This is a genomic window from Paraburkholderia humisilvae (genome assembly GCF_902859855.1).
GTDB classification, from domain to species: domain Bacteria; phylum Pseudomonadota; class Gammaproteobacteria; order Burkholderiales; family Burkholderiaceae; genus Paraburkholderia; species Paraburkholderia humisilvae.
Map to the genome: position 1 here is coordinate 190,072 of NZ_CADIKH010000011.1, position 24,004 is coordinate 214,075.

A 24,004-nucleotide genomic window follows, 5' to 3' on the forward strand; every position below is an offset into this window, starting at 1 on the left:
CACGGCGCAAACGCAACTGACGGTCGAGGCGCGGACAGGATTTGCGCCGCATTCTGAAGACTGAGAAACACTGAATGGCAAATAATCACGAGCGGCAAGGATGCCGCCATACAATGCGTATCGGGTCATAGATCAGAGCGCCAGTCCAACGGCTGGCTTGCACCGATGTGTTCTCCTGGGCGAATCCGGATCGCGGTGGCGGTTTGCAACATCGTCAGCGGATGCGTATCGCCGCCCATCGGGACGCATGTCCTGGGCGACAGCATGGCTCACAGCACGGTGGGTTCAGACACGTAACGTATCGCCACTCCGCACACGCTTTCTCATCAACCGCTAGAAGGCGCTGTGCTCGTTGCCGACCATGGACTTCCGGCTTGCCGATGTGAATGTCGACCTGCGCGGCGGCCGATTCGCCGAGACTAAAGAATGACGGCCCAGTGCCGTTATTTGACGCAGGGGGAGAGGGCCGCCCATTCAAAAACAGACACATAGCGAGCCAATCATGAACCGCAGCGAGCCAGGTTGGGGGCGCGTCGACACAGAGGTCGGCGAAAGTTTCGGCCGCACGCCAATAGACCAGAGTTTCGAGGTTGCTCTGGGCTCACGTTTCCGGAAGGTCTGGGGCCAACTCCAGGCGAGATCGTTTCAAAGCAAAGGCACCCTTCGCGTTTCAGGTAGTCGGGTCACCATCCGGACGTCGGCGTCACGCCTGATCGGCGCGGACGTCGATACGGATCTCGAACTGCGCTGTGACGACATCTATAACGTGCGCGTCAACGGGAAGCTCGTTCAGTTCGATGTGGTCAGTGGGCCGGGCGAACTTGCGCCGATAATTGTGCGAGCCCGCAACAAAGGCGAGGCCGCTTTAATCGCCGCCGCGTTGCCGACCCAGATGACGCCCCGCTACGCGCGGGAAAACCACGAACGGGCGCGTTTTCTCCAGCAGGTCATGACGCGTACGCCGCACCTGTGGGCTACATGGGCGATCGTCGCAATGACGTCGCTGGTGTTCTTCGTCATGGTGGCGCGTGGCGCCGGCTTCGGCACCGTGAAATCCGCGTCTGCGATCGCTTACGGAAGCAATTACGGTCCCTATACAGTGAGCGGCCAATGGTGGCGACTGCTCACTTCCGTGTTTATTCATTTCGGATTTGTGCATTTCGTGTTCAACATGATTGTGCTTGTGCAAACCGGACGCATCGTCGAACGGCTATTCGGCAATGTGCGTTTCCTTGTGATCTATCTGTTCGCGGGTTTGACGGGCAGCCTGATGAGTCTGCTCTGGCACCCCGGAATCAATAGCGCGGGAGCGTCAGGCGCGATCTTCGGTGTGCTTGGCAGTCTGCTGGCCTATGTGCTCCGCTATAGCGATTCGATTCCGCGCTCGATCTTTCTGAAGCACTTTCGAATGGCCGCGTTATTCATTGGCTACAACCTGTATTGGGGGTTTACCCATCGTGGAATCGACAACGGAGCCCACGTAGGCGGTCTGATTGGTGGGTTCATGCTCGCGTGCGTGCTTGCGCCGCCGATCGACGATTCGGATTCGTCGCGTGAGCGGTCGGCATTCGTGTTTGGGGCATCGGGCGCGGTCGCTTGCACGGTGTTGGGCGGCCTGATGTGGGCACTTTTGACGCTTTCGGCGCGGCCAGACAGACAGGAAGCCATGCAGTTCTCCGAAGTGCTTCAACAACTCGGTCCGGTCGAGAGCAAGGCAATTGCCGATGTCAAATCGCTGGCGCGCGAACCGGTGACGGGAGAGGGGCGTGCGGAATACGCCGGCCGCATCCGGACGACCGTGATACCGGAATGGAATCAGCTTTACGCGGCAATCGATAAAGTCCAGGTGCCAGCGGGTTCGTCGGATGCGGCGTTGAAAGACGGGCTACTGCGCTATTACGGCGACGTGACCAAGGCAATGCAATTGCTGGCGGATATGGCTGACAGCAACCAGCTCCGCGACTATGGCGCAAAGTCGCAAATCAAGGAACTGATGGACGATGCAAAGCGGCAGGCTGCGATGATAAGAAGGGGCGCCGCGCCGCTGTGAGACGAAACGCGCGGCGCGAATGGCCCTACTCTCCTTCAATCGTGGCCATCCATCCCGCGCGCTTGCCGCGCAGCGCGACAACACCGAGTCCTATCAAAGCCATGCAGAAAGTCAGAATCAGAATGACATGGCCGGTGCCCAGGTGATTCGCAAAGGACCCGACAACTAGCCCGGCAAGAGGCTGCGTCAAATTGTTCAACAACACGATCAGCCCCACGGTTTTTCCAAAATCCGCAGCGGGAATGAGCCGCTGCCTCGCGCTCCGGATGAAGATGCTGAACATCTTGTCGAATCCGATCACGATAACGAACCCCGCCGTGTAAATAAGCGGCGTCGAAATCCAACCCATCAGTACGCCGCCGGCGACGATAAGCATGTACGACATGGTTCCCAGCACTTTTGCCGGCAGTTTGATATGGGCGACCACGGCGAGCACGATGACTGTCGCGACTGAGCCTGCGACTTGCAGGCATGCGTAGAGAGAAGCGGTCTGGTGGTAGACACCGGTCAACATCGCGGCCGATGTCGCAAGCGTGACGCCTACGACCAGATTGACGCCTGCCGCCAGCAGAATCATTTCCAGTAGTCCCGGAATCGCAATGACGTGCGCAAATGCAATGCGATATGGCTCAGACCAGCGTGCATGTCGCGGGCGGGAGGCGTAATGCGGGATGTCGAGATTTTTCTTCCAGCGCGCAAATGCGATATCGGAAACGACGAACACAACCGCTGCGATCAACACGACGTATTCCCACGCCCAAAGGCCCAATAGAGACGCGGCTGCAAGCGGACCGATGACGCTTCCGATCTGATCCGCGATTTGCGTATAGGACAGGCTTTTACGATAGTCGTCCCGCTGAAAGTAGTGCGGCAGCATCGCTTCGCGGGCCATGAAACCTTGCGTGGTCAGTACGCCGGCGCCTGCCGAGATGACGATGAGCCAACCCAGTCCGCCTACCGCGATAAAACAGCCTACGCCGAAGACGCACAAGGCCGCGCGGTAGAGTTGGCTCAAATGAATCAGTTTCAGCGGTGAAACGCGGTCGCATAATGCCCCACAGATTGGGAAAGCTGCGTATCGCGGTAGCGCTTCGCAAAAGAAAGCGACGCCGGACCATGCCGCACTCCCGGAGACTTTGAATACGACGAGCGGCACGATGAATAACAGGATCTGGTCCGCGAGACGCGTCAACAGCAGCGAAATAAAAAGAAAACGGTGGTGTGCCTGCATTCGGGTATTGAGCCAAGGTGCTACGGGCGCATCAAGGTTGGCGAAGCCTGAACCAGGGATGGTTTCGTCTGCCGACCGATGGCACAGGTCAGTATTGGAACGACTACAATTTGAATGCCTTCATCGTGGGAATCGGCCACCCGGCAGCGACCGGGGCCGCGGGGCGCACAACGTCGCTTCACCCGTCGCAACAATACCATTTGGTGAGATTAACCGTTCCTCAGCGAAGCGCGACCATGCAACATTTTGCGCAATTACCGGACGAAACCGTCAGCAAGTGGCAAGAGATGGTCGATCTGCTCGCCGAAATCGTGCACGTGCCTTCGGCGTTGATCATGCGCGTCGAGCCTCCGAACATCAAAGTGTTCGTATCCAGCGAGTCGAATGGGAATCCTTACGAGCGGGCCGAAACGGTGCCTTTGAATTCGGGCCTTTATTGCGAGACTGTGATGAAGACCCGTCGAGCGTTGCTGGTTCCCGACGCGCTTCAGGACGATGAATGGAAATCGAACCCCGATATCCAGCTGGGGATGATTTCGTACCTTGGAGTGCCGATCAGTTGGCCCGATGGCGAGATATTCGGCACGATTTGTGTCCTCGACAGAAAGCGGAATTCGTACAACGATCTTTTCCTCAGACTTCTGCTCCGGTGGCGCGATGTGCTCGAGGCTGATCTGAAGCTGTTTGCCACGCTGGACAAACAGATCAGGGAGCGCGAAGCGAAGATCCAGCGTCTGGTCGACGCCAACATTATCGGCATATTCATGTGGGCTGAAACCCGCATCATTGAAGCTAATGATGCGTTTCTGCACATTCTTGGCTATGAGCGCGAGGACCTCCTCTCCGACCGCGTCCATTTGACGGAACTGACGCCGCCGGACTGGCGCGAGCGCGATGTCGAGCACTGGCTGCCGGATCTCAAGCGGACAGGTAGCCTGCAGCCGTTCGAGAAGGAGTATTTCCGCAAAGACCACAGCAGGGTGCCTGTGCTGGTCGGCGTGGCGGCCTTCGAAAAAGGCGGGAACCAGGGTGTTGCATTCGTGCTTGATTTGACCGAGCGCAAACGCGCGGAGGCCGAAGCACGCGAAAGCGAGCGTCGCTATGGCGAAATTCAGGCGGCACTCGCGCACGCAAACCGCGTGACAACCATGGGACAACTCGTCGCGTCGATCAGCCATGAAGTCAAGCAACCGATCGGCGCGTGCGTCACGAACGCCGAGGCGGGTCTGCGCTGGCTGAGCGCCCGCTCACCGGATCTGGGCGAGGTCCAGTCGGCTTTCGAACGGATCATCAAAGAAGCAACGCGCGCGTGCGACGTGATGAACCATATTCGTGACCTCGTTAAACGATCACCGGCGCATAGCGAACGGGTGCAGATCAATGAGGCGATTCGTGAGGTCGTCAACCTGACTTCCAGTGAGGCGATAAAAAACAGTGTGTCCGTGCGAATGGAGCTTGCGGAGGACTTGCCGCTTGTCCAAGGGGAGCGGGTGCAGCTTCAACAGGTAATGCTGAATCTGACCATCAATGCCATTGAAGCGATGAGCGGCGTTGACGATCGACCGAGAGTTCTTACGATTCAAACCAGTCAGGATGAATCCACGGGCATCTGCGTAACCGTGCGCGATTCGGGGCCAGGCATCGATCCCGATTACATGGAGCGCCTGTTCGAGCCGTTCTATACGACGAAGGACGAAGGAATGGGCATGGGATTATCCATTTGCCGCTCGATAGTCGAAGGACACAAGGGTCGTCTGACGGTGAGCGATAACTCGCCGCAAGGGGCAGCGTTCCTGATGGTGTTGCCAGGCTGCGGGAAAAGCTAGCTGCACGTAATGAGTCGACGCCGGTCGCGCGCCCATGACAATGAACGTGCTTCGCTTGTGATGCTTCGCGTTCGCGATCCGGCGATCGCCCGTGCCGCAGGCGTGCAGCGATCAATCGCTCGTTGCTTGCCGTGCTGCGGGCGGGAGGCGAGTCATGACTGGACACAAGGACGTCGTTCGGGACAAGGACCTGTTGTGGGGTAGTCTGGCTGGAGTCGGGCTGGATGCGGATGACCGCCTACGGGCCACGGAGGACCGTAAAAAGAACCCGCTGCGCCATGTTGATCACCTCGGGCTAGGTTGTCGGGATGCTGAAACGACCCGGCATTTCTACGAGGACATCCTGGGCATGCCGCTGGTGATGGCGATTGTTTTACCCGATCCCTCTCGGAACAATAATCAGGAATACTGCCATTTATTTTTCGAAATCGACAGCGGAACCCGCGCATTGTGGCGGCACGCCGCACAAAGCCGCGTTGCTCACATCGCCGGGTCTGTGATTCGGTATGCAAATTATTTGAGGAGACAGTGTCACATCAACCGAGGTTCATCAGCGGAATTTCCGTAACCAGTGCATCGATCGCATAACGCGTCTTCAAAGGCAGATAGGGCGTCTTCTGCCACACCGCATGGATATCCTGCGGTCGCACACCGCACCGCTCCCTCACCGCTACGAGCTCGCCCATCGCCACATATCGCGTCAGCAACCAGCACGGCAACAGTACGAGCCCCAGCCCGGCGACACCGGCTCCGGCAATCGCCTGGATATCGTCAAGGCTCAGTTTCGGCTCGATGAGCAATTCCTGCTCGACACCGTCCGTGTCGAGCACGCGCCATGGCGACACCACGCCGGCGCGCGAGTAAGCGATGCCCACATGTCCATCGAAATCGTCGATATCGACGGGCGTACCGTGCCGTGCCAGATACGACGGTGCGGCTCCGATGCTCCACTCCTGAACGCCGAGGCGCCGTGCCGCGAGGCTCGTGGTGTCGCGCAATGGGCCGATGCGTACCGCAAGATCGATGTTCTCTTCAACGAGATCCACGGCCCGGTCGGTAAACGAGATGTCGACCTGAAGTTCGGGGTATTGGCGTGCGAGTGCGAATAACACCGGCGCGACGCAATGGTGGCCGAATGCGATCGGCACGCTGACTCGCAAACGCCCGCGCGGCTCACTGTGTCCGCTCTCGAGTTCGGCTTCGGCTGCGTTGAGTTCCGCAAGCGCCCGCACGCATCGATCGTAATAGGCCTGCCCAGCCTCGGTCAGGGTCTGACTGCGCGTCGTGCGTTGGAGCAGACGCACGCCAAGGCGAGCTTCGAGCCTCGCAATCACCTTGCCGATGGCCGAGCGCGTGAGGTGCATGCGCTCGGCCGCAAGCGTAAAGCTGCCCGCCTCGATCACCTGGACAAAGACGGCTACCCCATCCAGTTTGTCCGTCATATTAGGTCCTTGCGGGAATAATTAAGGGGAAAAATTTGCGGCAATCGGGAATTCAATTCCCAATATAGTACGTCCGACGTGTTGCTGATTTGAGCCGCCTCTTTTTCAATTGATATTCATGAAACTCGCCCACCTTCCCCAAAACGCCCTCGCACTCGCCGCGGTTTGCCTGACCTCGCTGATGTTCGGCCTCGAGATATCGAGCGTGCCGACCGTGCTTCCCACACTCGAAAGCGTGCTGCACGCGGATTTCAAGGCGCTTCAATGGATCATGAATGCATATACGCTCGCGTGTACCACTGTGCTGATGGCGACGGGGGCACTCGCGGACCGTTTCGGACGCAAACGTATCTACGTGGCCAGCATCGTGATGTTCGCGGTCACGTCGCTGGTCTGCGGGCTCGCGCAAAGCGCGCCCGTCCTGATCGTCAGCCGGTTTCTGCAAGGCATGGGCGGCGGTGCGATGCTGATTTGCCAGGTGGCCGTGCTTTCCCATCAGTTCCAGCAGGGGCGTGAACGCAGCAACGCATTTGGCGCGTGGGGCATCGTCTTTGGCATCGGCCTCGGCTTTGGGCCGATCATCGGCGGGATGATCATCGCAGTCGCCAACTGGCAGTGGGTCTTCCTGATCCACGCACCGATCTCGATCGTAGCGCTCGGCCTCGCGTTCGGCGGCGTGCAGGAGTCTCGCGACCCGCACGCACAACACCTGGACATGCCCGGCATCCTCACGCTTTCCCTGTCGTGCTTCGGGCTCGTCTATTTCATCACGCAAGGATCGGATCTCGGCCTCTACAGCCCCACCGCATTGAGCATCGTCGTGGGCACGGTGTTGAGTTTCATCGCATTCATCCTGGTCGAGAAGCGCAGTCCTCGACCCATGTTCGATTTTTCGGTGTTCCGGGTCCGCTCGTTTTCAGGTGCGCTGCTAGGGTCGATGGGCATGAACTTCAGCTACTGGCCGTTCATGATTTATCTGCCGATCTACTTTCAGGGCGCGCTCGGCTATACGAGTGTGAACGCCGGACTGTCGCTGCTCGCGTATACGTTACCGACGCTCGTCGTACCACCGGTTGCCGAGCGCCTTGCGCTCCGGTTCGGCGCGCGCAGGGTCATTCCGCTCGGCATGTTCACGATCGGTATGGGCTTTATGCTGATGAAGTTCGGGGCCGGCATGGAGCACGCGAGTTGGCTCACGATGCTGCCGGGTTGCCTGTTGTGCGGAACGGGGCTGGGCCTGACCAATACGCCAGTCACCAATACCGCTACGGGCTCGGTCTCGTCGAACCGCGCAGGGATGGCTTCGGGTATCGACATGAGCGCGAGACTGATCAGCCTGGCCATCAATATCGCCATGATGGGTTTTATCCTCATCGAGGGTGTGCTTTCTTATCTCACACACGCGCTTCCCGACTTAGCCGGAACGTCGTCGCTGCGTTTGCTCGCGGAAAAGATCGCCGCAGGCACATTCGCGCCTCTCACGCAGGAGAGTGCGGCACTTGCGGCTGCCGACCCGCACGGCGTGCTCATGCATGCAGCACTGGTACACGGCTTCGGCCTCGTGATGCTGTACGGCGTGATCGGCGCGTGGACGCTGGCGCTGCTGAGTGTCGTCGTGTTCGGACCCGGCGCGCGAGTGCGCCGCCAGAGAACTACACTGGATGATGGTGTCCGTCATCCAGCTCCGTAGAGCATTCGTGCCATATCTGTCTGACTTGGATTCTTCTGATAGGTCAGATAAATGGGTAAAAAATCATTCACTTTTCGATAAGCTTGTACAGCAGGCGCCGTAGCTCGACGAACTCCGCCTCGGTGAAGCCGTGCAGCCGCGCATTAAGGACCTCAGGCGTCAGTTCCCTGATACGCCGCGCAGTCGCACGTCCGACATCGGTAAGCCGCACATTGACCGCCCTGCGGTCCTGCCTGTCTCGCGAACGCATCAGCAAACCCAACGCCTCCAGGCTGTCGAGCATGCGCGACATCAAACCAGGATTCACCCCGAGCTGCCGCGATAAAGTGGTCGACCTTGCCTGAGATCGGCGCAGCAGCGATATCAGAATGCCGACGTGCTGCGACTTCACGTTCAGCCCCTTCAGCGCCGCGTCCATATCTGCAACCAACCGCTTGTGGGCCTTGTGGAGCACGAAACCGACGCTGTTCGCCGGATGGTAGTTATCCTGTGTATAGAATGTCATCCCAGTTCCTAATTCAGCATATGCTTAAAAATAACTGATCGGTCAGATACATTCAAGCGATTTTTCCGGACACGATGCGACACGCGGCCGGTTGCGCGCGCACTGTCGCATTTGAACTATCTTTTGAAAAAGACATTTGCTGAGGAGAACCCTAAGCGGACTCAACCGGCCGGAATCACTACGCGAACAACGCGAATGCGTGCAGGCAACCGTGCACGGTACAGCATTAATCGTTGACGTTGATGGGTATCTTTTGCACAATTTTTATACGACGCCGGGTACTTTCCAAGGTTACTGAAATCGTTTTGTTGCCCAACTATTTCCTTGAATAATTGTTTGCGCAATCAGAATCGCTATGCACGTCACGGCGGGCAGATGCGCCTCTCTTCTGGAAGGAGATAGATCGTAGTGAGTGAGCGGTTTCTCGAGCATACCTGGAATGGCACGCCGATGTCCCGCGACGAATGGCTCGACGCAATGGCGTCCATAGGTCTGCAGTACAAGTTCGATTCTCCTCACTCCGGTGCGTCAATGCACAGTGGCAGGTGCGCTGCCAAGCACGCGATCGTCAACCTCGATATCGCCTGGCAGTCGGTCGCCCCAATCCGGCATCGCGGGGACGACGGGGATCTCTTCGTGCAAGTGATAAAGAGCGGCACGCGGTGGATCGAACAGCGCGATGGGCAGACATTCGCGTTCGGGCCCGGCGACATGGCGGTGGTCGACCCGCATGCCTGGCACAACGCGTCAGTTCGCGAGCGGACGCGCATGTCGATACTGCGCATCCCGAGGTCGGCGTTCAAGGAGCGCGGGCTGCGCGACCGCTTTCCGGCGATCTGTCGTCCTGATCCCGCGTCTTCGGATGTCTGTGCGGTACGCGACTTCGTGTTGTACCTGACGTCGCAGGCAGGCAAGGCAAGCGAAGCGACGCTCACCCGGCTGGCCGAGCAGTGCGTCGATCTGATGGATGTGCTGCTCGACGATCGCAGCGGGCCTGTGCTGGGTCGCTCGAATGTCGTTACCGTGAGACGCGCGAAACAACTGATCTCACGCCACATCGGTGACCCCGATCTAAGCGTCGAGCGCATCGCCGCCGAACTGAACATGTCGACCAGCAGCCTCACGCGCGCGTTGCATGCGAGCGGCTTGTCGGTCATGCGCTATGCGTGGTCGCTGCGCCTCGAGCACGCAGCGTATCGGCTGCGCGCTGACTCGTCGCATGGCGCAATCAAGGCAATCGCGTACCAGTGCGGCTTTACCAGTCACGCGCACTTCAGCCGCGTGTTCAAGGCTCGCTACGACATGACGCCGCGTGAGTACGCGGAGAGCCACAAAACGATCGATACGTTACAGGAGCCATTCGATCGGCAGAATGGAGAAGAATGACACACTTAGTCGGCCGAACCATGTTGTGTTCGGCTCGGTGTCGTATCGGATCGTCTCGCCGCCGTACTGTCTGGTCCAGTACAACTTGTCGTGGTCGTCGAGTTTTACCTCGTAGGCCAGTTTCGGCACCAGCGTCCAGAATACGGATTCGATGCGCAGGGCGAGTTCCGGGCTGTCGATGACAAGTCCCAACTCGGTATTCAGGTTCGCGGACCGCGGATCGAGATTCAGCGAACCGACAAAGACGCGCTCGGAATCCACCGCAAATGTTTTCGCGTGAAGGCTCGAGCCCGAACTACCGTAGCTGCCCGTGCTGAAATACTTCTGGGCGGTGGCGCCCGCCGTGCCGCGCAGTTCGTATAGCTGCACGTCCCCTTGAAGCAGCGCAACGCGCCTTTTGGCGTAACCGGCATGGACCGGCGCTACATCCGTCGCTTCGAGTGAGTTGGTCAGAACCCGAACGGTGACACCGCTGCCAGCAAGCTGCGTGAGGTAGCGTGTGCCGTCTTCACCCGGCACAAAATAGGGCGAAATAAGATCGAACTCGTGTGTCGGCCTCCCCAGCTTGGCTAGCAACTGAGGTAACACGAGCTCCTCCGGCGGGACCGTGCCCAGCGCTTTGGCCGGGTCATCGCTGACGAGGCGGGCCTTCGCCCAGTCCAGCGGCAGCGTGCCATCGACCAGGCGCCGCACGTCGGTCGTTTGCTGGAGCGATTCCACATAGGCCGTGGCGGCCGGATTGCTATGCACGGCGCGCGCAGACGCATCCAGTTCGCCGAGCTCGTCTGCACGAGCGCGCGGCAGGATCTGTCCGGCAGGGTACGCCGATGCACTGGCCCAGTACCGGTCAAAGTCGTTTTCCACCTCTCTTGCGGCGGGGCCGATCGCTAGCACGTCGAGATCCGCGAATACCACGCCGTCATTCGCGCCGAAGTATTCGTCGCCGATGTTTCGTCCGCCGATGATCGTAGCAATGCCGTCCGCGGTGAGCGACTTGTTGTGCATGCGCCGGTTTAGTCGCGAGAAGTCCGTGACAAAGCCGATGAATTTGGGCTTTCTCCACACAAACGGATTGAACAGGCGCACCTCGACGTTGGGATGAGCAGCCAGCGCCGCGAGAATATCGTCCATTGCCGACGGGATTCCGTGGTCGTCTAGCAGCAGCCTCACGCGCACGCCGCGACTCGCCGCTTCCTGCAGCTCCTCAAGCAGCAATGTGCCTGTGAGGTCGTTGCGCCATATGTAGTACTGGACATCCAGCGTACGTTCGGCCGTGCGCACGAGGTCGACTCGCGCCGCAAACGACTCTAACGGGTCCGCCAGTGGATCGATGCCGGTAAGCCCCGGATGGTCCGTCAGTTCGGTCTCAGTCACGTGACCAAGGCGGGTGGTCGCCACCTCTTCGGTCGTCAGCGCGGTGGATTGCGGCCGGTCCTCAAGCGGGGGAAGACCGCAGGCCGAGAGGACAGTGACGCACAGCGCGCAGACCATCGCTATGCCGGATCGGATCGCCATTCCAGACGTCAGTGAAGCGCTCAGGATTCTCATGATCGTCCCATTTGGGCAACACATCAGGACCAGTTCGGAGCGCCCGCGCGCGCCGTTCAGTTTGACCCGGAAACTATACAGGTGCCTCTCGTGTTTTAATGCACTCCTGCCGTAAACCCGGCTTTGACGGCGCCCGTGCGCGCCCCGCGCCGGCCGGTCGCCTGGTACAACTCGTTGAGGAGGAACAGTATGCGCTTGCTGCTTGCCCTGCTTCTGCCGTGGTTTCAGTTTTTCACGATCGGCCGACCGATCGCCGGCATCATCTGTCTGGTTCTGCAACTCACCATTATTGGCTGGTTGCCTGCTGCCATCTGGTCGGTGTATGCGCTGAGCCAGTATAAGACGGACAAGAAAATTGAACGCGCGCTCGGGAGTCGCGACTGAATACTTTCCCGACGTCCTGCGCATCGTGTGCGTGCAGTCCCGTCGTGCGTCGCCAGATCCAATCCAGCGAATTTGTCATCGACCGATCATCGGAGCGCACCATCTGCCGCGCACACTGAAGACAGATCAGCCACTCGGCGATCATCTTCACAGGAGATTGGCCATGAGCATTTCAAAACTTTCGCTGCTTGCCATCAGTGCGTCGCTATGCGCCGCATTCGTCACAGAGGCCGCGCTCGCACAAGGCAAGACGCGTGAACAGGTACAGCAGGAACTCGCGCAGGCACGTCACGACGGTATGCTTCCGATCAGCAAGACCAACTATCCGCCGACTGACGAGCAAATCGCACGCAACAAGCAACTGCACGCGATTGCTAAGCATTCGGGCGAAACCAGCCCGAGCATCGACCATCACGACGGCGCGCTCGCAGCGCGGTAGTCGCGCCGCCGCTGGGGAGGCTTCCGTAAGCCCGGCGGCATCCGCACGGCTACGGCACATCGCGAGTCGTGCGGACCTCGCATCGCGCGCCGGATTGCCCCCGGTTTTATGGCGACCCGCGTCAGTCGGTCTAGAATGGTGGGCCTGACCGATAGACGGAACATGTGATGAAAGATGCGTTTGAACGTCGGGCGCTGCTATTGCACCTCGGTGCGGTGCTCGATGCGATGGACAAGCTGCTCGCGTACTCAGGCGACAGAGCGGTCACGGTGCACGAGCTGGTTGCCGAGCATCGTGCCCTCGCCAGTTTGCCGTTGTTGCGGCTCGTACCGACCGAGGTGACCACGCATGGATTCGCGCAGCGCGTGAGCGCAGCGTTCGCAGTATGGCCTGCCGAACTGCTCGAAGCCGAACTGAATCACGAGCGTCTCGCGGGTGCCGTGCGCGACGCTTTGTTCGCCGCCGATGGTGACGGGTGGCGCGCGTACGTGGCGAGCCTGAAGCAGGAGGTGCCATGGTTCGGCGACGGCTTGCCGCCACGGTCAACTGAAGCCGGCGTGCTATCGACGGCAGCGCATCGTGCCGGCAAGTCGCGTGGCAAGCAAGCCGAAGAAGCGTCACCCGGTGCAGGCGGCATCTATCCGTCCTGGCCATGGAAGCCGCAAAGCTGAGCGCCCGCCGTGCTGCCCGATCCGATTTTCAAGGAAGCGTTGTTGCGGATGGTGATCGCGATACTGCTGGGCTGCGTCGTCGGCGTCGATCGCAACATACGCGGCAAGCCGACCGGCGTGAAAACGCTGGGCCTCGTCGCACTCGGCTCGTGCCTGGTGACGATGGCGGGTGCCGGCTTCGCGCTGCATGGCGTAGCCGCCAATGACGCAACGTCGCGCACGATTCAAGGCATCATGACCGGCATCGGTTTTCTCGGCGCCGGGGTGATCGTGCAGAACGTCGCAGCCGACAAAATTCGCGGTCTCACGACCGCGGCCTCGATCTGGGTGACCGCCGCCCTCGGCATTGTGTGTGGCGTGGGCGCGTGGTCGGTCGCAGTGATCGCGACGGTTCTGTTTATCATGCTGCTGATTGTCGGCCGCATCGCCGAGCACGCGCTGCATCGGCATTGGCTCGCGAAGCCGAAGGAGCATCGGGATGCGATGCTCGACAACGAAGAGTAAGGCGGCCACCCGTCGCCACAGTGCCCGCGCTGACCCCTCACGTCAGCTCGCGCGATTCGCCAGCGCCACCCGCGCCTTCTCCTCCGGGCTCCCATCCACAAAGTACTTGTCGGCCCATTTCCCGTCCGGCTGCAGCACTAACCGCCGATGCTTCTGACCGCGCTGCTGCTCGTTGATCGCGATGGCCCGCGCGCGATAGTGCTCATACAGGCGCAAAAATTCCGCGAGATAGATCCCCGCGATGCGTTTGCCTCGAATCTCGAGCACATTCTCGTCGTTGAAATGCTCGGAGTTGTTGCTCATGTTTGCGGAGCCCGTGTAGACAATCGGGTTGTCGCCTTCGGCATCGATCACGAGAAACTTGTGGTGGATGATCACCGGCGCGAAGGGCGGCGCGTGCTCGCCAGGAAAGAGCTGCAGTTCCGGCGTGAAGCCTTCGGGTACCGTCGCGGGTGAGAAGAATGCAGCGTCGATCACGTCCTTCTGCTCCTTGCTGCGATGGTAGAGCTCGAGGTTCGCAAGCTCGGTGGTGTTGAGCGTCTTGCCCTCCTTTTGTGCGTCGTCGGCCGCCTGCGCGGATTTTTCGCTAATGTGATTGACGAGCCCGAACATCATCAGCCCCTTGTCTCCGGCCGCAAAGCACGCGTCCCGCAGCGGCGCGTCGGTCGGCATGAATAGGCAGAACATCACCGAATGCTTTGCGGCCCCAATAGCTTCAACAATCGTATCGATTTGCGTACGCCGGTTGTTCGGTTCAGGCGAGAAACACACGCGGACCGTCGCGTCGCCGACCGTAATCGAATCGGACCAGCCGTCGGCGAGTTTTGCGGTCTCGGCAATCGTCGGATTCTTCGCGAGGCTCGCGGCCCGGTCGCTATATAACCGGGCGAGCGCCGCCGATTCGAACAGGTGCAGCACGTTCGCCTGCTCGGTGAGACCCTCGGTCGTGAAGTTTGCCGAACCGGTCAGCAGTTGTGCGGGACGCGTCTGGCCGTTGCCGTCGTCGGCAACGATGAATTTGTCGTGCATGATGTGCGTCCGGTCGCGTGGCGAGAGCATCGTGAGGCCTTCCAGCGCATTGACGGCCGGCTGGTTCGGCGACGGCAACGTCTTGCCCTTTTCGCGTACCTGGTGCGCATCGTAGACCAGCGCGAGGGCTGCTTTGCCATGTGCTTTGCCGAACGCCACGAAGGCTGGCAGCGCCCACAGCGTATCGGTCAGGTGGTACACCGCGGCGGCGGCGTGTTGCGCGTCCGCGAATATCGTCTTGAACGTATCCTCGATGTCATTCGCAAGCCACGTTCTGAGCCTCAGCGCCTGTTGCGGCGATGGCGCTTCATTCTGTCGCAGATGCAGCGCGTCGACCATCCGCGTGAACGCCTGCGAACTGACCACCGCACGGTTGAACCAGCTGCCGACGCCGTGCTCGATATGGGCCGGCAATGTGATGCGGCATACGCCGGCTTCGCTTTCCAGCACTTGCGGTGACGCAGGCGTGCCGGTGACCGGATATACCTGATACTCGAAATGCTGCTGCCGGTCCGGTGGATCGATCCGTGCATCCCACCACATGAACTTCTGGATCGGCGCGACATTGGTCGGTGCATCGCGCTGCGTGTCAGGTACCGGGCCGTCGAACGTGATGCGGTTCGGCAGCCAGCTGCTCGATTCATGTGTGTTGCCGGTAGCGTCGAAAAAACCGGGCGTCCGCTTGATCGCGAAGCCGAGAAAATCATTCCGGCCTTTTCCTTGCGTCCAGTCAAATGCCAGCAACACCAGCGTGGGGGACAGATAAGCGCGCACGACGACAGCCATGAGAGGCCTCCTCGACCGTTAAGTCCGAAAAGGCCAGTCTGGCTAACGCGAAACGTGAATAGATGAAATTTGTATGGCGTTTTCGAGTCAGTCCGACGACGCGATGCTTGCTGTGCGTGCGCAAAGGGCTTTCAGTGGCGAACGTCGAACTGGACCGTGCACTACAATCGACCCGACGGCCGCCCTCTGCGCCGGAATACCCACCAGCCCGCGAGCGCGGTCAGCCCGACGACGGTCAGCACCATCACCCAGAAGCCGTGATGATTCTCCGCGAGCGGAATGCCACCGACGTTCATCCCGAACAGACCGGCGACGATGTTGATCGGCAGCGCGAGGACGGTGACCAGCGTCAGTGTGAACAGGGTGCGGTTGGTTTGCTCGTCGAGGCGCGCGGCAATTTCTTCCTGCAGAAGCTTGATACGTTCGGCAAGACCCGATAGATCGCCGAGCACGAGTGAAAACTCTTCGGTCGAATCGCGCAAATGCTGAACGTCCTGTTCCGCAAGCCAAGTGGGCGGACGCACGAGCAGCCGGAAGATCGAGCCCGGTTCCGGTGCAAGCACGCGTTGCAGCCGCACGAGCACGCGCCGCATTGCGCCGAGATCGCGGCGGCTTTCCACCGCCTGCTTCGACAGGAACTGGTCTTCGATCCGGTCGACCTCGATGCTGCTACTGCGCACGATCTGCACAAGCAGGTCGGCCTGATCGCGCATCAGGTGAATCAGCAGTTGCGCGGGCGTGCTGAAAATTTCGCCGTCGCGCACCGCGGCGCGCAAGCGGTCGATCGAGCGCAACTGCTTGAGGCGCGCGGTGACCATGATGTTCTTGTGGGTGTAGACCCAGAGTGTGGCGATATCCGCCGGCGTTTTCTCGAAGTCGAAGATGACGTCGTTGACCACTGCAAGCAGTGCGCCATGCTGGTGCTCGATGCGTGTCGAGTGCGAGCCTTCGCGCAGTGCTTCGAAATAGCCGTCCGGCAGGTTCAGCTTCGAGCGCATCCAGCGTTCGCTGGCGACGTGAGCGAGATTGAAATGCAGCCAAAGAAATTCGCCGTCGACGCGATCCCGATTCGCTTGATGTTCGGCAAGCCAGGTTTCGACGGAATCGGAGTCAATGGGTGCGCCGGGCTGACCGGACACGAACCGGAAGCTGCAAACCAGACCCGAGGGGTCAGCTCCGTAAGTAGAAGGCGCCAGGTTCAGTTTCATAGGCCGTGGAAAAAGAAAACTGACGGACTGAGCGGGAACGGGATCAAATCCGGAGAACCGTGTTCGGTTACGGCGCATATTTTGACACATTCATTTCACTATCTGCGCGCGGCCCGTATTTATGCGGGATTTTAATGCCCCGCACGCCGTGCGGCCGCGACCGATATTGTGATGATTCATCGTTCAGTCACATTCATGCCCAACAATCGACGCCGCCCGACAATCGGGCCGTTGACACAAGGCGACCAAGCCGCTGCCACGATGGCGGGGAGAGATACGCCGGCCAGACCTCGGGGAATCGCAACATGACCATCCGTCATCGCATTACGCTTTTAGTGATCTTGATGTTCGTCGCTCTATCGGCTATCGGCTGTTACGCCGTGTACCAGACCAGAGGGAGCGCAGCGGAAGTCAGGAAGGTGACGGAAGGCGTCGTGCCCAGCGCGCTCGCGTCCGCCGACCTGGTGTCGCAAGTGAAGGACGTGCAGATCGCGACGATGACACTCGTTTACGCGCCGGATGCGAACATGGTTTCGCAGGCGGAGGACGAGTTGAAGAAAAAGCGCGAGACGCTCAAGCAAGCCCTTGCACTGCAGGCAAAAGACGCCGCGAGCCAGGCGCAAAAGGGCCTCGTCGTGCAGGCGCAGGAAAGCCTCGCCAACTATTTCTCCGCAATCGACGACACCGCGAAAATGAAGCTCGCCGGCAAGAACGAGATGGCGCAAGCCTATCTGTTCGCGAACGTCGCCGAGTATCGTGACGAGCTCGAAGGCATCGTCGACACGCTGCGTATCGAGAAGAACCGCCAGAAAGACGGCGCGATCGCGGCGCTGAACGACAAGCTCGCCACCACGACCACGGCGATCGCCGCGGTCACCGGCATCGCGGTGCTGCTGCTGACGGTGATCGGCACGCTGCTGTACCGGCAGATCACGCGACCGCTGTCCCGCATGCAGGCAATGATGAGCGAGATCGCTGCGAGCCAGGACTTCACGCGCCGTGTGCCGGTCGGACGCCTCGACGAAATCGGCCGCTCGATTGTCGCGTTCAACGGGATGATTGAAAAAATCCAGGAAAACTCGGCGCTGCTCAAGCAGAAGACCGCGGATATCCAGGCGATGCTGCAAAACATGCAGCAGGGCATTCTGACGGTGGTCGATGGCGCGGTGATTCACGCCGAGTACTCCGCCTACCTCGAAGCCATTTTCGAAACGAACGATATCGCCGGCCGTCCACTGATGGATCTGGTTTTCGCCGATACCGATCTCGGTGCCGACGATCTTTCGCAAATCGACGCCGCGACGCAAGCATGCCTTGGCGAAGACGCGATCAACTTCGAGTTCAACCAGCATCTGCTGGTCGGCGAGATTGCGAAGCATATGCCCGATGGCCGTGTGAAAACGCTTGACCTCAGCTGGTCCGCGATTACCGACGAAAACGATGTGATCGTGCGCCTGATGCTGTGCGTGCGCGACGTGACCGAACTGCGCAAGCTGGCCGCCGAAGCGGGCGAACAGAAGCGCCGCCTCGAGATGATCGGCGAGATTCTCGCGGTCAACGAAGAGAAGTTCCATCACTTCATCGATACGGCAAGCGGCTTTGTCAGCGAGAACGAGCGGATCATTCGCAAACACGAGCAGGCGGATGGCACCGCGATTGCCGAGCTGTTCCGCAATATGCACACGATCAAGGGCAATGCGCGCACGTACAACCTGCAACATCTGACGAACGTCGTGCATGAAACCGAGCAGCGCTATGACGAACTGCGCCGCACCGATGCGGAGCGCGAGTGGGATCAGGAACAGTTGATGACCGAACTGGCCCGCGTACGTGAAGCGATCGACAGCTACGCGAAAATCAACGAAGTGAGCCTCGGCCGCACGCGCGTCGCGCGCCGCGGCGGCGCCGACCGCTATCTGATGGTCGACAAGGAACATATCGCGCACAGCCTGCGTCTGCTCGAAACGGCGAATACCGGCGACGTCGATGCGCTTGTCACGATGCGTGACGCGCTGCACCGGATGCTGCGCGTGCTTGGCACCGAAAGTGTCGCGGAAACGCTGTCGGGCGTGCTCGATTCGCTGCCGTCGCTGGCTGCCGAACTCGGCAAGGAAGCGCCGGTGGTGCGTATCGATGACAACGGCTACCGTTTGCGCAGCCACGCCGGCACCACGATGAAGAACGTGTTCATGCATCTGCTGCGCAACTCGATGGACCACGGCATCGAAGCGTCAGCCATGCGCACCGCGCTGGGCAAGTCCGCTGCGGGGACGATCGACATCGAAGTCGGCGTCGACAACCACGCGCTGCAGATCACGCTGAGCGATGACGGCCGCGGCCTTGCATTGAGCAAGATTCGCTCGATCGCCGTCGAGCGCGGCTGGATCGACATGGCCGCGCCCGTGAGCGACGAAGAGATCGCCGAATTCATCTTCCGTCCGGGCTTTTCGACAGCCGAGCAGGTCACTGAAGTGTCGGGGCGAGGCGTCGGCATGGACGCGGTGCGCGAATTCCTCGCGCGCGAGAACGGCCGTATCGAACTGCGCTTTACCGACGATCACAAGGGGGCTGACTTCCGCCCGTTCCAGACGATCGTCTGCCTGCCGGACAGCTTCGCGGTGGACAGCCTCGGCACCGACGTACGCGCCGAAGACAACAACGCGCCAGTGCCGCCGCTTGGGTCGATGGCCAGCTAGGTTGGCCGGCGACGCGCGGGGCCAACCCGGCGCCGCGCGTTGCATCATAGGAATGCTTGAAGGATGGATGTGATTCAACAGTACGGAGTAGTAGCCGTCGCGGCGGGGTTGGTGACCGCCGTGCTGGCGTTTGCCGCGCACCGGTTGCATAGCGCGAAAATGGTCGGGCGGGTGCATGCGCAAGCCGATGCGCGAATCGACGCGCTGACGCGTTATGACGACCGCCACACGGCGCTGCTTGCGCAAGCCGAACAGGACAGACACGAACTGGAGGCGTCGCTTGCTCAGTCGCGCGACGCGCTTGCGCAGCAGACAGCGCTCGTCGACGAAACCCGCGTTGCGTTGCGCGAGGCGACCGAAAGCCGCGACCAGTGGGCGCGCGACGCGCAAAAGATCGCCCATGAAGCGTCGCGTTTGAAGGAGCTCGCGGGGACGTTCGAGCGTTGGCATGAACAGATGATCTCGTTGATGACGCAGAATCAGGACATGCACACGAAGAACCAGGAGTTGTCGTCGATTGTGCGGCACGTCGTGATCGTGTCGCTGAACGCGTCGATCGAGGCCGCGCGCGCGGGTCAGGCGGGACGCGGTTTCGCAGTGGTCGCAAGCGAAGTGCGCGCACTTGCCGCGCGCTCGGAGGAATTGTCGAAAAGCTACCGCGACAGCCTGCATCGCAACGATCTCACGACGACTGCGACGTTTCAGGACATCCAGGCAGGCGGCAAGATGATTACGGCGTCGCTCGCCAGCGTCGAAGCGCTGGCGAACCAGTTTCAGGCAAAGCTCCATTAGGCGCCGGACGTGATTAGCGCACAGGCAAAGGAAAGCTTCGAGCGCATCCTGCAGAAGGCTGCGCAGACGAGGCTAACGGTGACCCCGGGCGACACGTGCAGCATTGCGGTGCAGGGCAGGCACGGGGCGGGCGCGCTTGCGGCCGACGCAACGAGCGTCGTGGTTCTGACGATTTCGTCGATTTCATTCCGGCTGCTGCTGATCCTGCACTTCAACGAAGATACCGCGACGGTTGAGTACTTCACTAAGGACAGCGCGGAGCGGCCGTTCCGCGAAGTGTTCCAGGAAATTTGCAACCTGTGCTGCGGCGCGATCAATCAGGAATTGCTGCGCTACTTCCCGGATCTCGGCATGTCGACGCCATATATGTTGAGCGCGCGTTGTTTGCCCCATCTGGAAGGATTGAAGCCCGCACTGCTCGAGACCTGGGCGGTGACGATCAACGATTCGGTCGGACTGGCCGCGACGCTATGTGTGTGCGCGCATGCGCCGATCGATTTCACGGCGGATGTCAGCGTGGCGGAAGACACGAGCGGCGAGCTCGAACTGTTCTGACCGCGCCGTTTGAGGGCCTGTTTTGAGGCCCTGTATTGACATCCTGTTTGACGCGCCGCCCGGGGCGCCCACGAGGCAACCCATTCAACAGTCAAACCCGGCAGGAAAAGACGATGAATTTCAACAAACCGGTCAGCAAAGTGCTGGTGCTCGATGAGAGCCCGTTGCACACGGATACGATCAAGCGCTTCTGCGACGAGAACAACCTCGTCGGCGTGAAGGTGCGCAAGAGCCGCCTGCTATCGGTGCTGCGTGCGAATATCGATCTGGGTGCCATCCTGCTCGACGAACACTACGGCGGGTCGCTCGATGAAAGCGCGGCGATTGCGAACCGGGTGTACGCGGTGCGCCCGGAGTTGCCGATCATCATGCGGCGTGAATCGCGCGCAACGCTTGAGGATTTGCCCGAGAGCCTGAGGCAGATCCTGTGTGCCGCGTATGTCGCATCGGACATGGCGCCGTTGCGCGACGTGATCGACCGTTATATTTTCAGTCTCGATTATCCGAACGCATTGGTGCGCGGTATTTCCGACATCAGCGAAACGATGCTTGCCACGCTGTTCAAGGATTTCACGATCACCTATGAAACGCCGAGCATTGTGCGCGACCGCATCATCTTCGGCGAAGTGTTCAGCCTGATCGCGCTCGAAAGCGCGTGGTGCCGCGGTTACATGATGATCCAGGCGGAAGAGGAGCCGCTGCTTGCATTGCTTGACCAGCGCCGCGCCGGCGACGGCGCAGCCGACTTCCGCGATCTCAACGATCTGCTCGGCGAGTTGACGAATATGATCTGGGGCGCGTTCAAGAACCGTTATCTGGGCGATGCGGACACGCTTGCACGCGCACAGGTACAAGTGCCGCTGCTCGTCAACCACCGGCAGAAATACATTTCGTTCGGCTCTGAAAACCCGCAACTGTGCTTTGTGTACACGATCACAGATGAACAGTCGGGCCGTTCGGTGAAGCTGCATCAACGTTTCGTGTTCAGCCTGAGCTGGTCGCCGGAAGATTTCAGGGAAATCACCGAGCAGCCGGGTACGACCGTCGAAGCGGGTGAACTCGATCTCTTCTGATAGGCATTACGGAGAAACCAACATGGCAAAGATTCTGGTAGTGGACGACTCGAGCACGGTGCGCGATGAAGTGGCCGGCTTTCTGAAAAAGAATGGCCTCGATGTCGATACTGCGGTCGACGGCAAGGACGGACTCGCAAAACTGAAGGCGAGCCCCGGCACGAAGCTCGTGATCAGCGACGTCAACATGCCGAATATGGACGGTTTGACGATGGTCGAAAAGATTCGCGGCGAACTGGGGAACGCGACGGTCAACGTGATCATGCTGACCACCGAAAGCAGCCCGGCCATGAAGGAGCGGGGCAAGGCGGCGGGCGTCAAGGGTTGGATCGTCAAGCCGTTCAAGGGTGAAGCGGTACTTGAGACGTTCCGTAAGCTGGCCAGCTGACCCGGTGTTCAAGCACTAGCCATTGAACCAGCAGGGTTCGGCGTGGCGGCACCGATGGTCGCCACGCCGGATTCGGATTTTCGCTTATGACTTCGCGGGGCGGCCGGTCTTTACCGTGTCCAGCGCCGAAACCGCGGCAATAAGCCGCTTCGGCGGCGCTGCGGCCAGCAGCGCAAGGCCCGCGCGCAGCAGTTCGCTTTTCTTCACCGACACGCCGCCATCAAGGCAGCGCTGCTTCAGTTCCGCCAGCTTCTCATAGTCGGACTTCGGCATCGTGAAGCTGTCGCGCACGACCTTATCCTTCTTCGCGCGACGGGCCTTTTCGTCCTTTGTGGTTTTGGCGCTGGTGTCCTTGACGTCCTTGACGACCTTTTCGGCGGACTGCGCTGGCGCCTGCGCCGCTTTTGGCGTCTTCGCCAGCGTTTGCTTCGTTTTGGCGGCCTTCGCCGTCTTGCCGGCGCCGGTATGGCCCTTCGCAGGCGCTGTTTTTTCCGCTGTTGCCTTCATCTGATCTCCTTGTTAACCGTATAAACGATATAAATAGTATATACGGTTTATGAGATGGCCAATTTTCATCGATACGTCGATATCATGCCCAAAGCGAAGTATGTCGCTTGCATCGTGCGAGGCCGCCTACGGAAAGCCGAACGTAACACGACGTAATTGTTTTGCGCCGCATGGGTAACGCTTGTAACACTTCATCGCACTAGACTGTGGGCCACTCGGTGCGCACAACCCAGCGCACTGCTGGGAGTCCCACTATGCTTTCAGTCGACCGGGCTGCATCGTTGCGCGGTGCAGCGGCCGGAGCGCCCGAGGCATGCGCCTATGCATGGCCGCGGCGAACACGGCGGTTCTCTGCCACACTCTTCAAGCTTTTCTACCGTTGGACGCACTCGCGCGCGTATCGGCACAACGAGCGTCTATGGCGCACGGTTTCGATCGATCGCGACTTCGACGGATGCATCACGGGTATGCGTATTGGCCGGCACAGTCTGACGCTCGAGAATGCGTCCGCGCTGCCGGGCTCACGCACCGGCGCCTGTCATCTGATCGCAGCAGGCCCATCGATCAACGATATCAACTACGGTGTGCTCGATCTCGAGCATGTGATGGGCGTGAATGGCGCAATCGCGCTGCAGGACAAGCACGATGTGCGATTTGATTATTACTGCATCGTCGATGCGGGTTTTGCGCGCAACCGGCCGGATCTCATCGCGCGTATCGTCCAGCAGCCGCTCATTCTGTTCGCCACGCCGCTCGTGTTGTGGTACATCGCGCAGTATTTTCCGCTCGAGCGCATGCGTTGCCGGATCTTCGTGATTGAGGATGTGCAATACCCGGCAGGCAAACGCGCGCTGCGCGGCCGCGATCTGCACATGCGGCATGCGTGCGCCGACGAACTCGTCCTGTTCGATGAGGAGCGTGTGCTGGGCTTCAGCCTTGACATGCGGCACGGCGTGTTCGATGGACGTACGGTCGCGTACGCCGGCTTGCAGGTTCTGAATTCGCTTGGCTTCGACGTCGTTTATTTGCATGGCGTCGATCTGCGCAATGCGTCACGCGCGCCGCGTTTCTACGAAACCGGCGGCGATATGCAGCCGAGTGCGCTCGACCGGCATTTTGGCGCCTATATCGAGCCGTCGTTCAGGCAGGCGGCGGCGTTGCTGAAGCGGCGCGGCGTGCGGGTCGTCAACCTGTCGGTGGATAGCGCGCTCGGCGTCGATATCTTCGAGAAGCGAAGCTGGCGCTCGCTAACCGGCTTGCGCACGGATATCGCGCAACAGATGCGCGCGTAGCC

Annotated in this window: 22 protein-coding genes; 15 read left to right on the top strand and 7 right to left on the bottom strand. The window is 60.2% G+C overall.

Translation table 11 applies throughout. The features are described from left to right. The first annotated feature begins 502 nt into the window (after nucleotides 1-502). Nucleotides 503-2,050 carry a rhomboid family intramembrane serine protease gene (locus tag HV796_RS14140; protein ID WP_175227123.1) on the top strand — a complete coding sequence of 516 codons (1,548 nt, stop codon included), beginning with the start codon at nucleotides 503-505 and terminating at the stop codon, nucleotides 2,048-2,050. Nucleotides 2,051-2,075: 25 nt separating this feature from the next. Here the strand turns inward: HV796_RS14140 and HV796_RS14145 are convergent, their stop codons facing one another. Beyond that, entirely contained in the window at nucleotides 2,076-3,281 is a 1,206-nt protein-coding gene (locus HV796_RS14145) for an MFS transporter (protein ID WP_175227124.1), read from the bottom strand. Between the two features lie 110 nt (nucleotides 3,282-3,391). Between HV796_RS14145 and HV796_RS14155 the strand changes: the two genes are divergently transcribed. Both HV796_RS14155 and HV796_RS14160 read left to right on the top strand, forming a co-directional pair. Continuing rightward, nucleotides 3,392-5,107: a GAF domain-containing sensor histidine kinase gene (locus tag HV796_RS14155; RefSeq protein WP_246355857.1), complete on the top strand. Its 1,716-nt coding sequence runs from the start codon at nucleotides 3,392-3,394 to the stop codon at nucleotides 5,105-5,107. Nucleotides 5,108-5,261: 154 nt separating this feature from the next. Next, entirely contained in the window at nucleotides 5,262-5,675 is a 414-nt protein-coding gene (locus HV796_RS14160; RefSeq protein WP_175227125.1) for a VOC family protein, read from the top strand. Here the strand turns inward: HV796_RS14160 and HV796_RS14165 are convergent. Then, a complete protein-coding gene (locus tag HV796_RS14165; protein WP_175227126.1) occupies nucleotides 5,644-6,549 on the bottom strand; it encodes a LysR family transcriptional regulator in 906 nt (301 codons plus the stop codon). The genes HV796_RS14160 and HV796_RS14165 overlap by 32 nt on opposite strands. A gap of 118 nt (nucleotides 6,550-6,667) precedes the next feature. On the opposite strand from HV796_RS14165, the gene HV796_RS14170 reads away from it, so the two are divergent. Next, entirely contained in the window at nucleotides 6,668-8,239 is a 1,572-nt protein-coding gene (locus tag HV796_RS14170) for an MFS transporter (protein ID WP_175227127.1), read from the top strand. Nucleotides 8,240-8,306: 67 nt separating this feature from the next. On the opposite strand, the gene HV796_RS14175 is transcribed toward HV796_RS14170, so the two are convergent. After that, on the bottom strand, nucleotides 8,307-8,744 hold the full coding sequence (locus HV796_RS14175; protein WP_175227128.1) for a MarR family winged helix-turn-helix transcriptional regulator: 438 nt from the start codon (nucleotides 8,742-8,744) through the stop codon (nucleotides 8,307-8,309). Between the two features lie 408 nt (nucleotides 8,745-9,152). On the opposite strand from HV796_RS14175, the gene HV796_RS14180 reads away from it, so the two are divergent. Beyond that, on the top strand, nucleotides 9,153-10,130 hold the full coding sequence (locus HV796_RS14180) for a helix-turn-helix domain-containing protein (protein WP_175227129.1): 978 nt from the start codon (nucleotides 9,153-9,155) through the stop codon (nucleotides 10,128-10,130). Here HV796_RS14180 and HV796_RS14185 read toward each other — a convergent pair. Continuing rightward, nucleotides 10,092-11,645, bottom strand: coding sequence for a phospholipase D family protein (locus HV796_RS14185; protein WP_217477911.1), 1,554 nt, complete (start codon nucleotides 11,643-11,645; stop codon nucleotides 10,092-10,094). The genes HV796_RS14180 and HV796_RS14185 overlap by 39 nt on opposite strands. Before the next feature lie 222 nt (nucleotides 11,646-11,867). Between HV796_RS14185 and HV796_RS14190 the strand changes: the two genes are divergently transcribed. The 4 genes from HV796_RS14190 to HV796_RS14205 all read left to right on the top strand — a co-directional run bounded on the left by HV796_RS14190 (nucleotide 11,868) and on the right by HV796_RS14205 (nucleotide 13,676). After that, on the top strand, nucleotides 11,868-12,062 hold the full coding sequence (locus HV796_RS14190) for a YqaE/Pmp3 family membrane protein (RefSeq protein ID WP_175227130.1): 195 nt from the start codon (nucleotides 11,868-11,870) through the stop codon (nucleotides 12,060-12,062). A gap of 163 nt (nucleotides 12,063-12,225) precedes the next feature. Continuing rightward, nucleotides 12,226-12,501 carry a DUF4148 domain-containing protein gene (locus HV796_RS14195; protein WP_175227131.1) on the top strand — a complete coding sequence of 92 codons (276 nt, stop codon included), beginning with the start codon at nucleotides 12,226-12,228 and terminating at the stop codon, nucleotides 12,499-12,501. A gap of 167 nt (nucleotides 12,502-12,668) precedes the next feature. Beyond that, nucleotides 12,669-13,172 carry a hypothetical protein gene (locus HV796_RS14200; protein WP_175227132.1) on the top strand — a complete coding sequence of 168 codons (504 nt, stop codon included), beginning with the start codon at nucleotides 12,669-12,671 and terminating at the stop codon, nucleotides 13,170-13,172. Between the two features lie 48 nt (nucleotides 13,173-13,220). After that, entirely contained in the window at nucleotides 13,221-13,676 is a 456-nt protein-coding gene (locus HV796_RS14205; protein WP_175227158.1) for an MgtC/SapB family protein, read from the top strand. A gap of 42 nt (nucleotides 13,677-13,718) precedes the next feature. On the opposite strand, the gene HV796_RS14210 is transcribed toward HV796_RS14205, so the two are convergent. Further along, nucleotides 13,719-15,491, bottom strand: a complete 1,773-nt coding sequence (locus HV796_RS14210; RefSeq protein WP_175227133.1) for a phospholipase D-like domain-containing protein — start codon at nucleotides 15,489-15,491, stop codon at nucleotides 13,719-13,721. Between the two features lie 161 nt (nucleotides 15,492-15,652). After that, nucleotides 15,653-16,699, bottom strand: a complete 1,047-nt coding sequence (locus HV796_RS14215) for a transporter (RefSeq protein WP_175227134.1) — start codon at nucleotides 16,697-16,699, stop codon at nucleotides 15,653-15,655. Nucleotides 16,700-17,004: 305 nt separating this feature from the next. On the opposite strand from HV796_RS14215, the gene HV796_RS14220 reads away from it, so the two are divergent. From HV796_RS14220 to HV796_RS14240, 5 genes are all read left to right on the top strand, one after another. Beyond that, on the top strand, nucleotides 17,005-19,395 hold the full coding sequence (locus HV796_RS14220) for a HAMP domain-containing protein (RefSeq protein ID WP_175227135.1): 2,391 nt from the start codon (nucleotides 17,005-17,007) through the stop codon (nucleotides 19,393-19,395). Nucleotides 19,396-19,464: 69 nt separating this feature from the next. Next, the gene (locus HV796_RS14225; protein ID WP_217477914.1) at nucleotides 19,465-20,187 is read left to right on the top strand and encodes a methyl-accepting chemotaxis protein; all 723 of its coding nucleotides are present in this window, start codon (nucleotides 19,465-19,467) and stop codon (nucleotides 20,185-20,187) included. 9 nt (nucleotides 20,188-20,196) lie between these two features. Next, nucleotides 20,197-20,742: a hypothetical protein gene (locus tag HV796_RS14230; RefSeq protein ID WP_175227137.1), complete on the top strand. Its 546-nt coding sequence runs from the start codon at nucleotides 20,197-20,199 to the stop codon at nucleotides 20,740-20,742. Nucleotides 20,743-20,855: 113 nt separating this feature from the next. Beyond that, the gene (locus HV796_RS14235) at nucleotides 20,856-21,815 is read left to right on the top strand and encodes a chemotaxis protein CheX (protein WP_175227138.1); all 960 of its coding nucleotides are present in this window, start codon (nucleotides 20,856-20,858) and stop codon (nucleotides 21,813-21,815) included. 22 nt (nucleotides 21,816-21,837) lie between these two features. Continuing rightward, nucleotides 21,838-22,203: a response regulator gene (locus HV796_RS14240; RefSeq protein WP_175227139.1), complete on the top strand. Its 366-nt coding sequence runs from the start codon at nucleotides 21,838-21,840 to the stop codon at nucleotides 22,201-22,203. Between the two features lie 84 nt (nucleotides 22,204-22,287). On the opposite strand, the gene HV796_RS44135 is transcribed toward HV796_RS14240, so the two are convergent. Further along, entirely contained in the window at nucleotides 22,288-22,710 is a 423-nt protein-coding gene (locus HV796_RS44135) for a hypothetical protein (RefSeq protein ID WP_246355858.1), read from the bottom strand. Nucleotides 22,711-22,964: 254 nt separating this feature from the next. Here HV796_RS44135 and HV796_RS14250 point away from each other — a divergent pair, with 254 nt between their 5' ends. Then, nucleotides 22,965-24,002: a hypothetical protein gene (locus HV796_RS14250; protein WP_175227140.1), complete on the top strand. Its 1,038-nt coding sequence runs from the start codon at nucleotides 22,965-22,967 to the stop codon at nucleotides 24,000-24,002. Nucleotides 24,003-24,004: the final 2 nt, after the last annotated feature.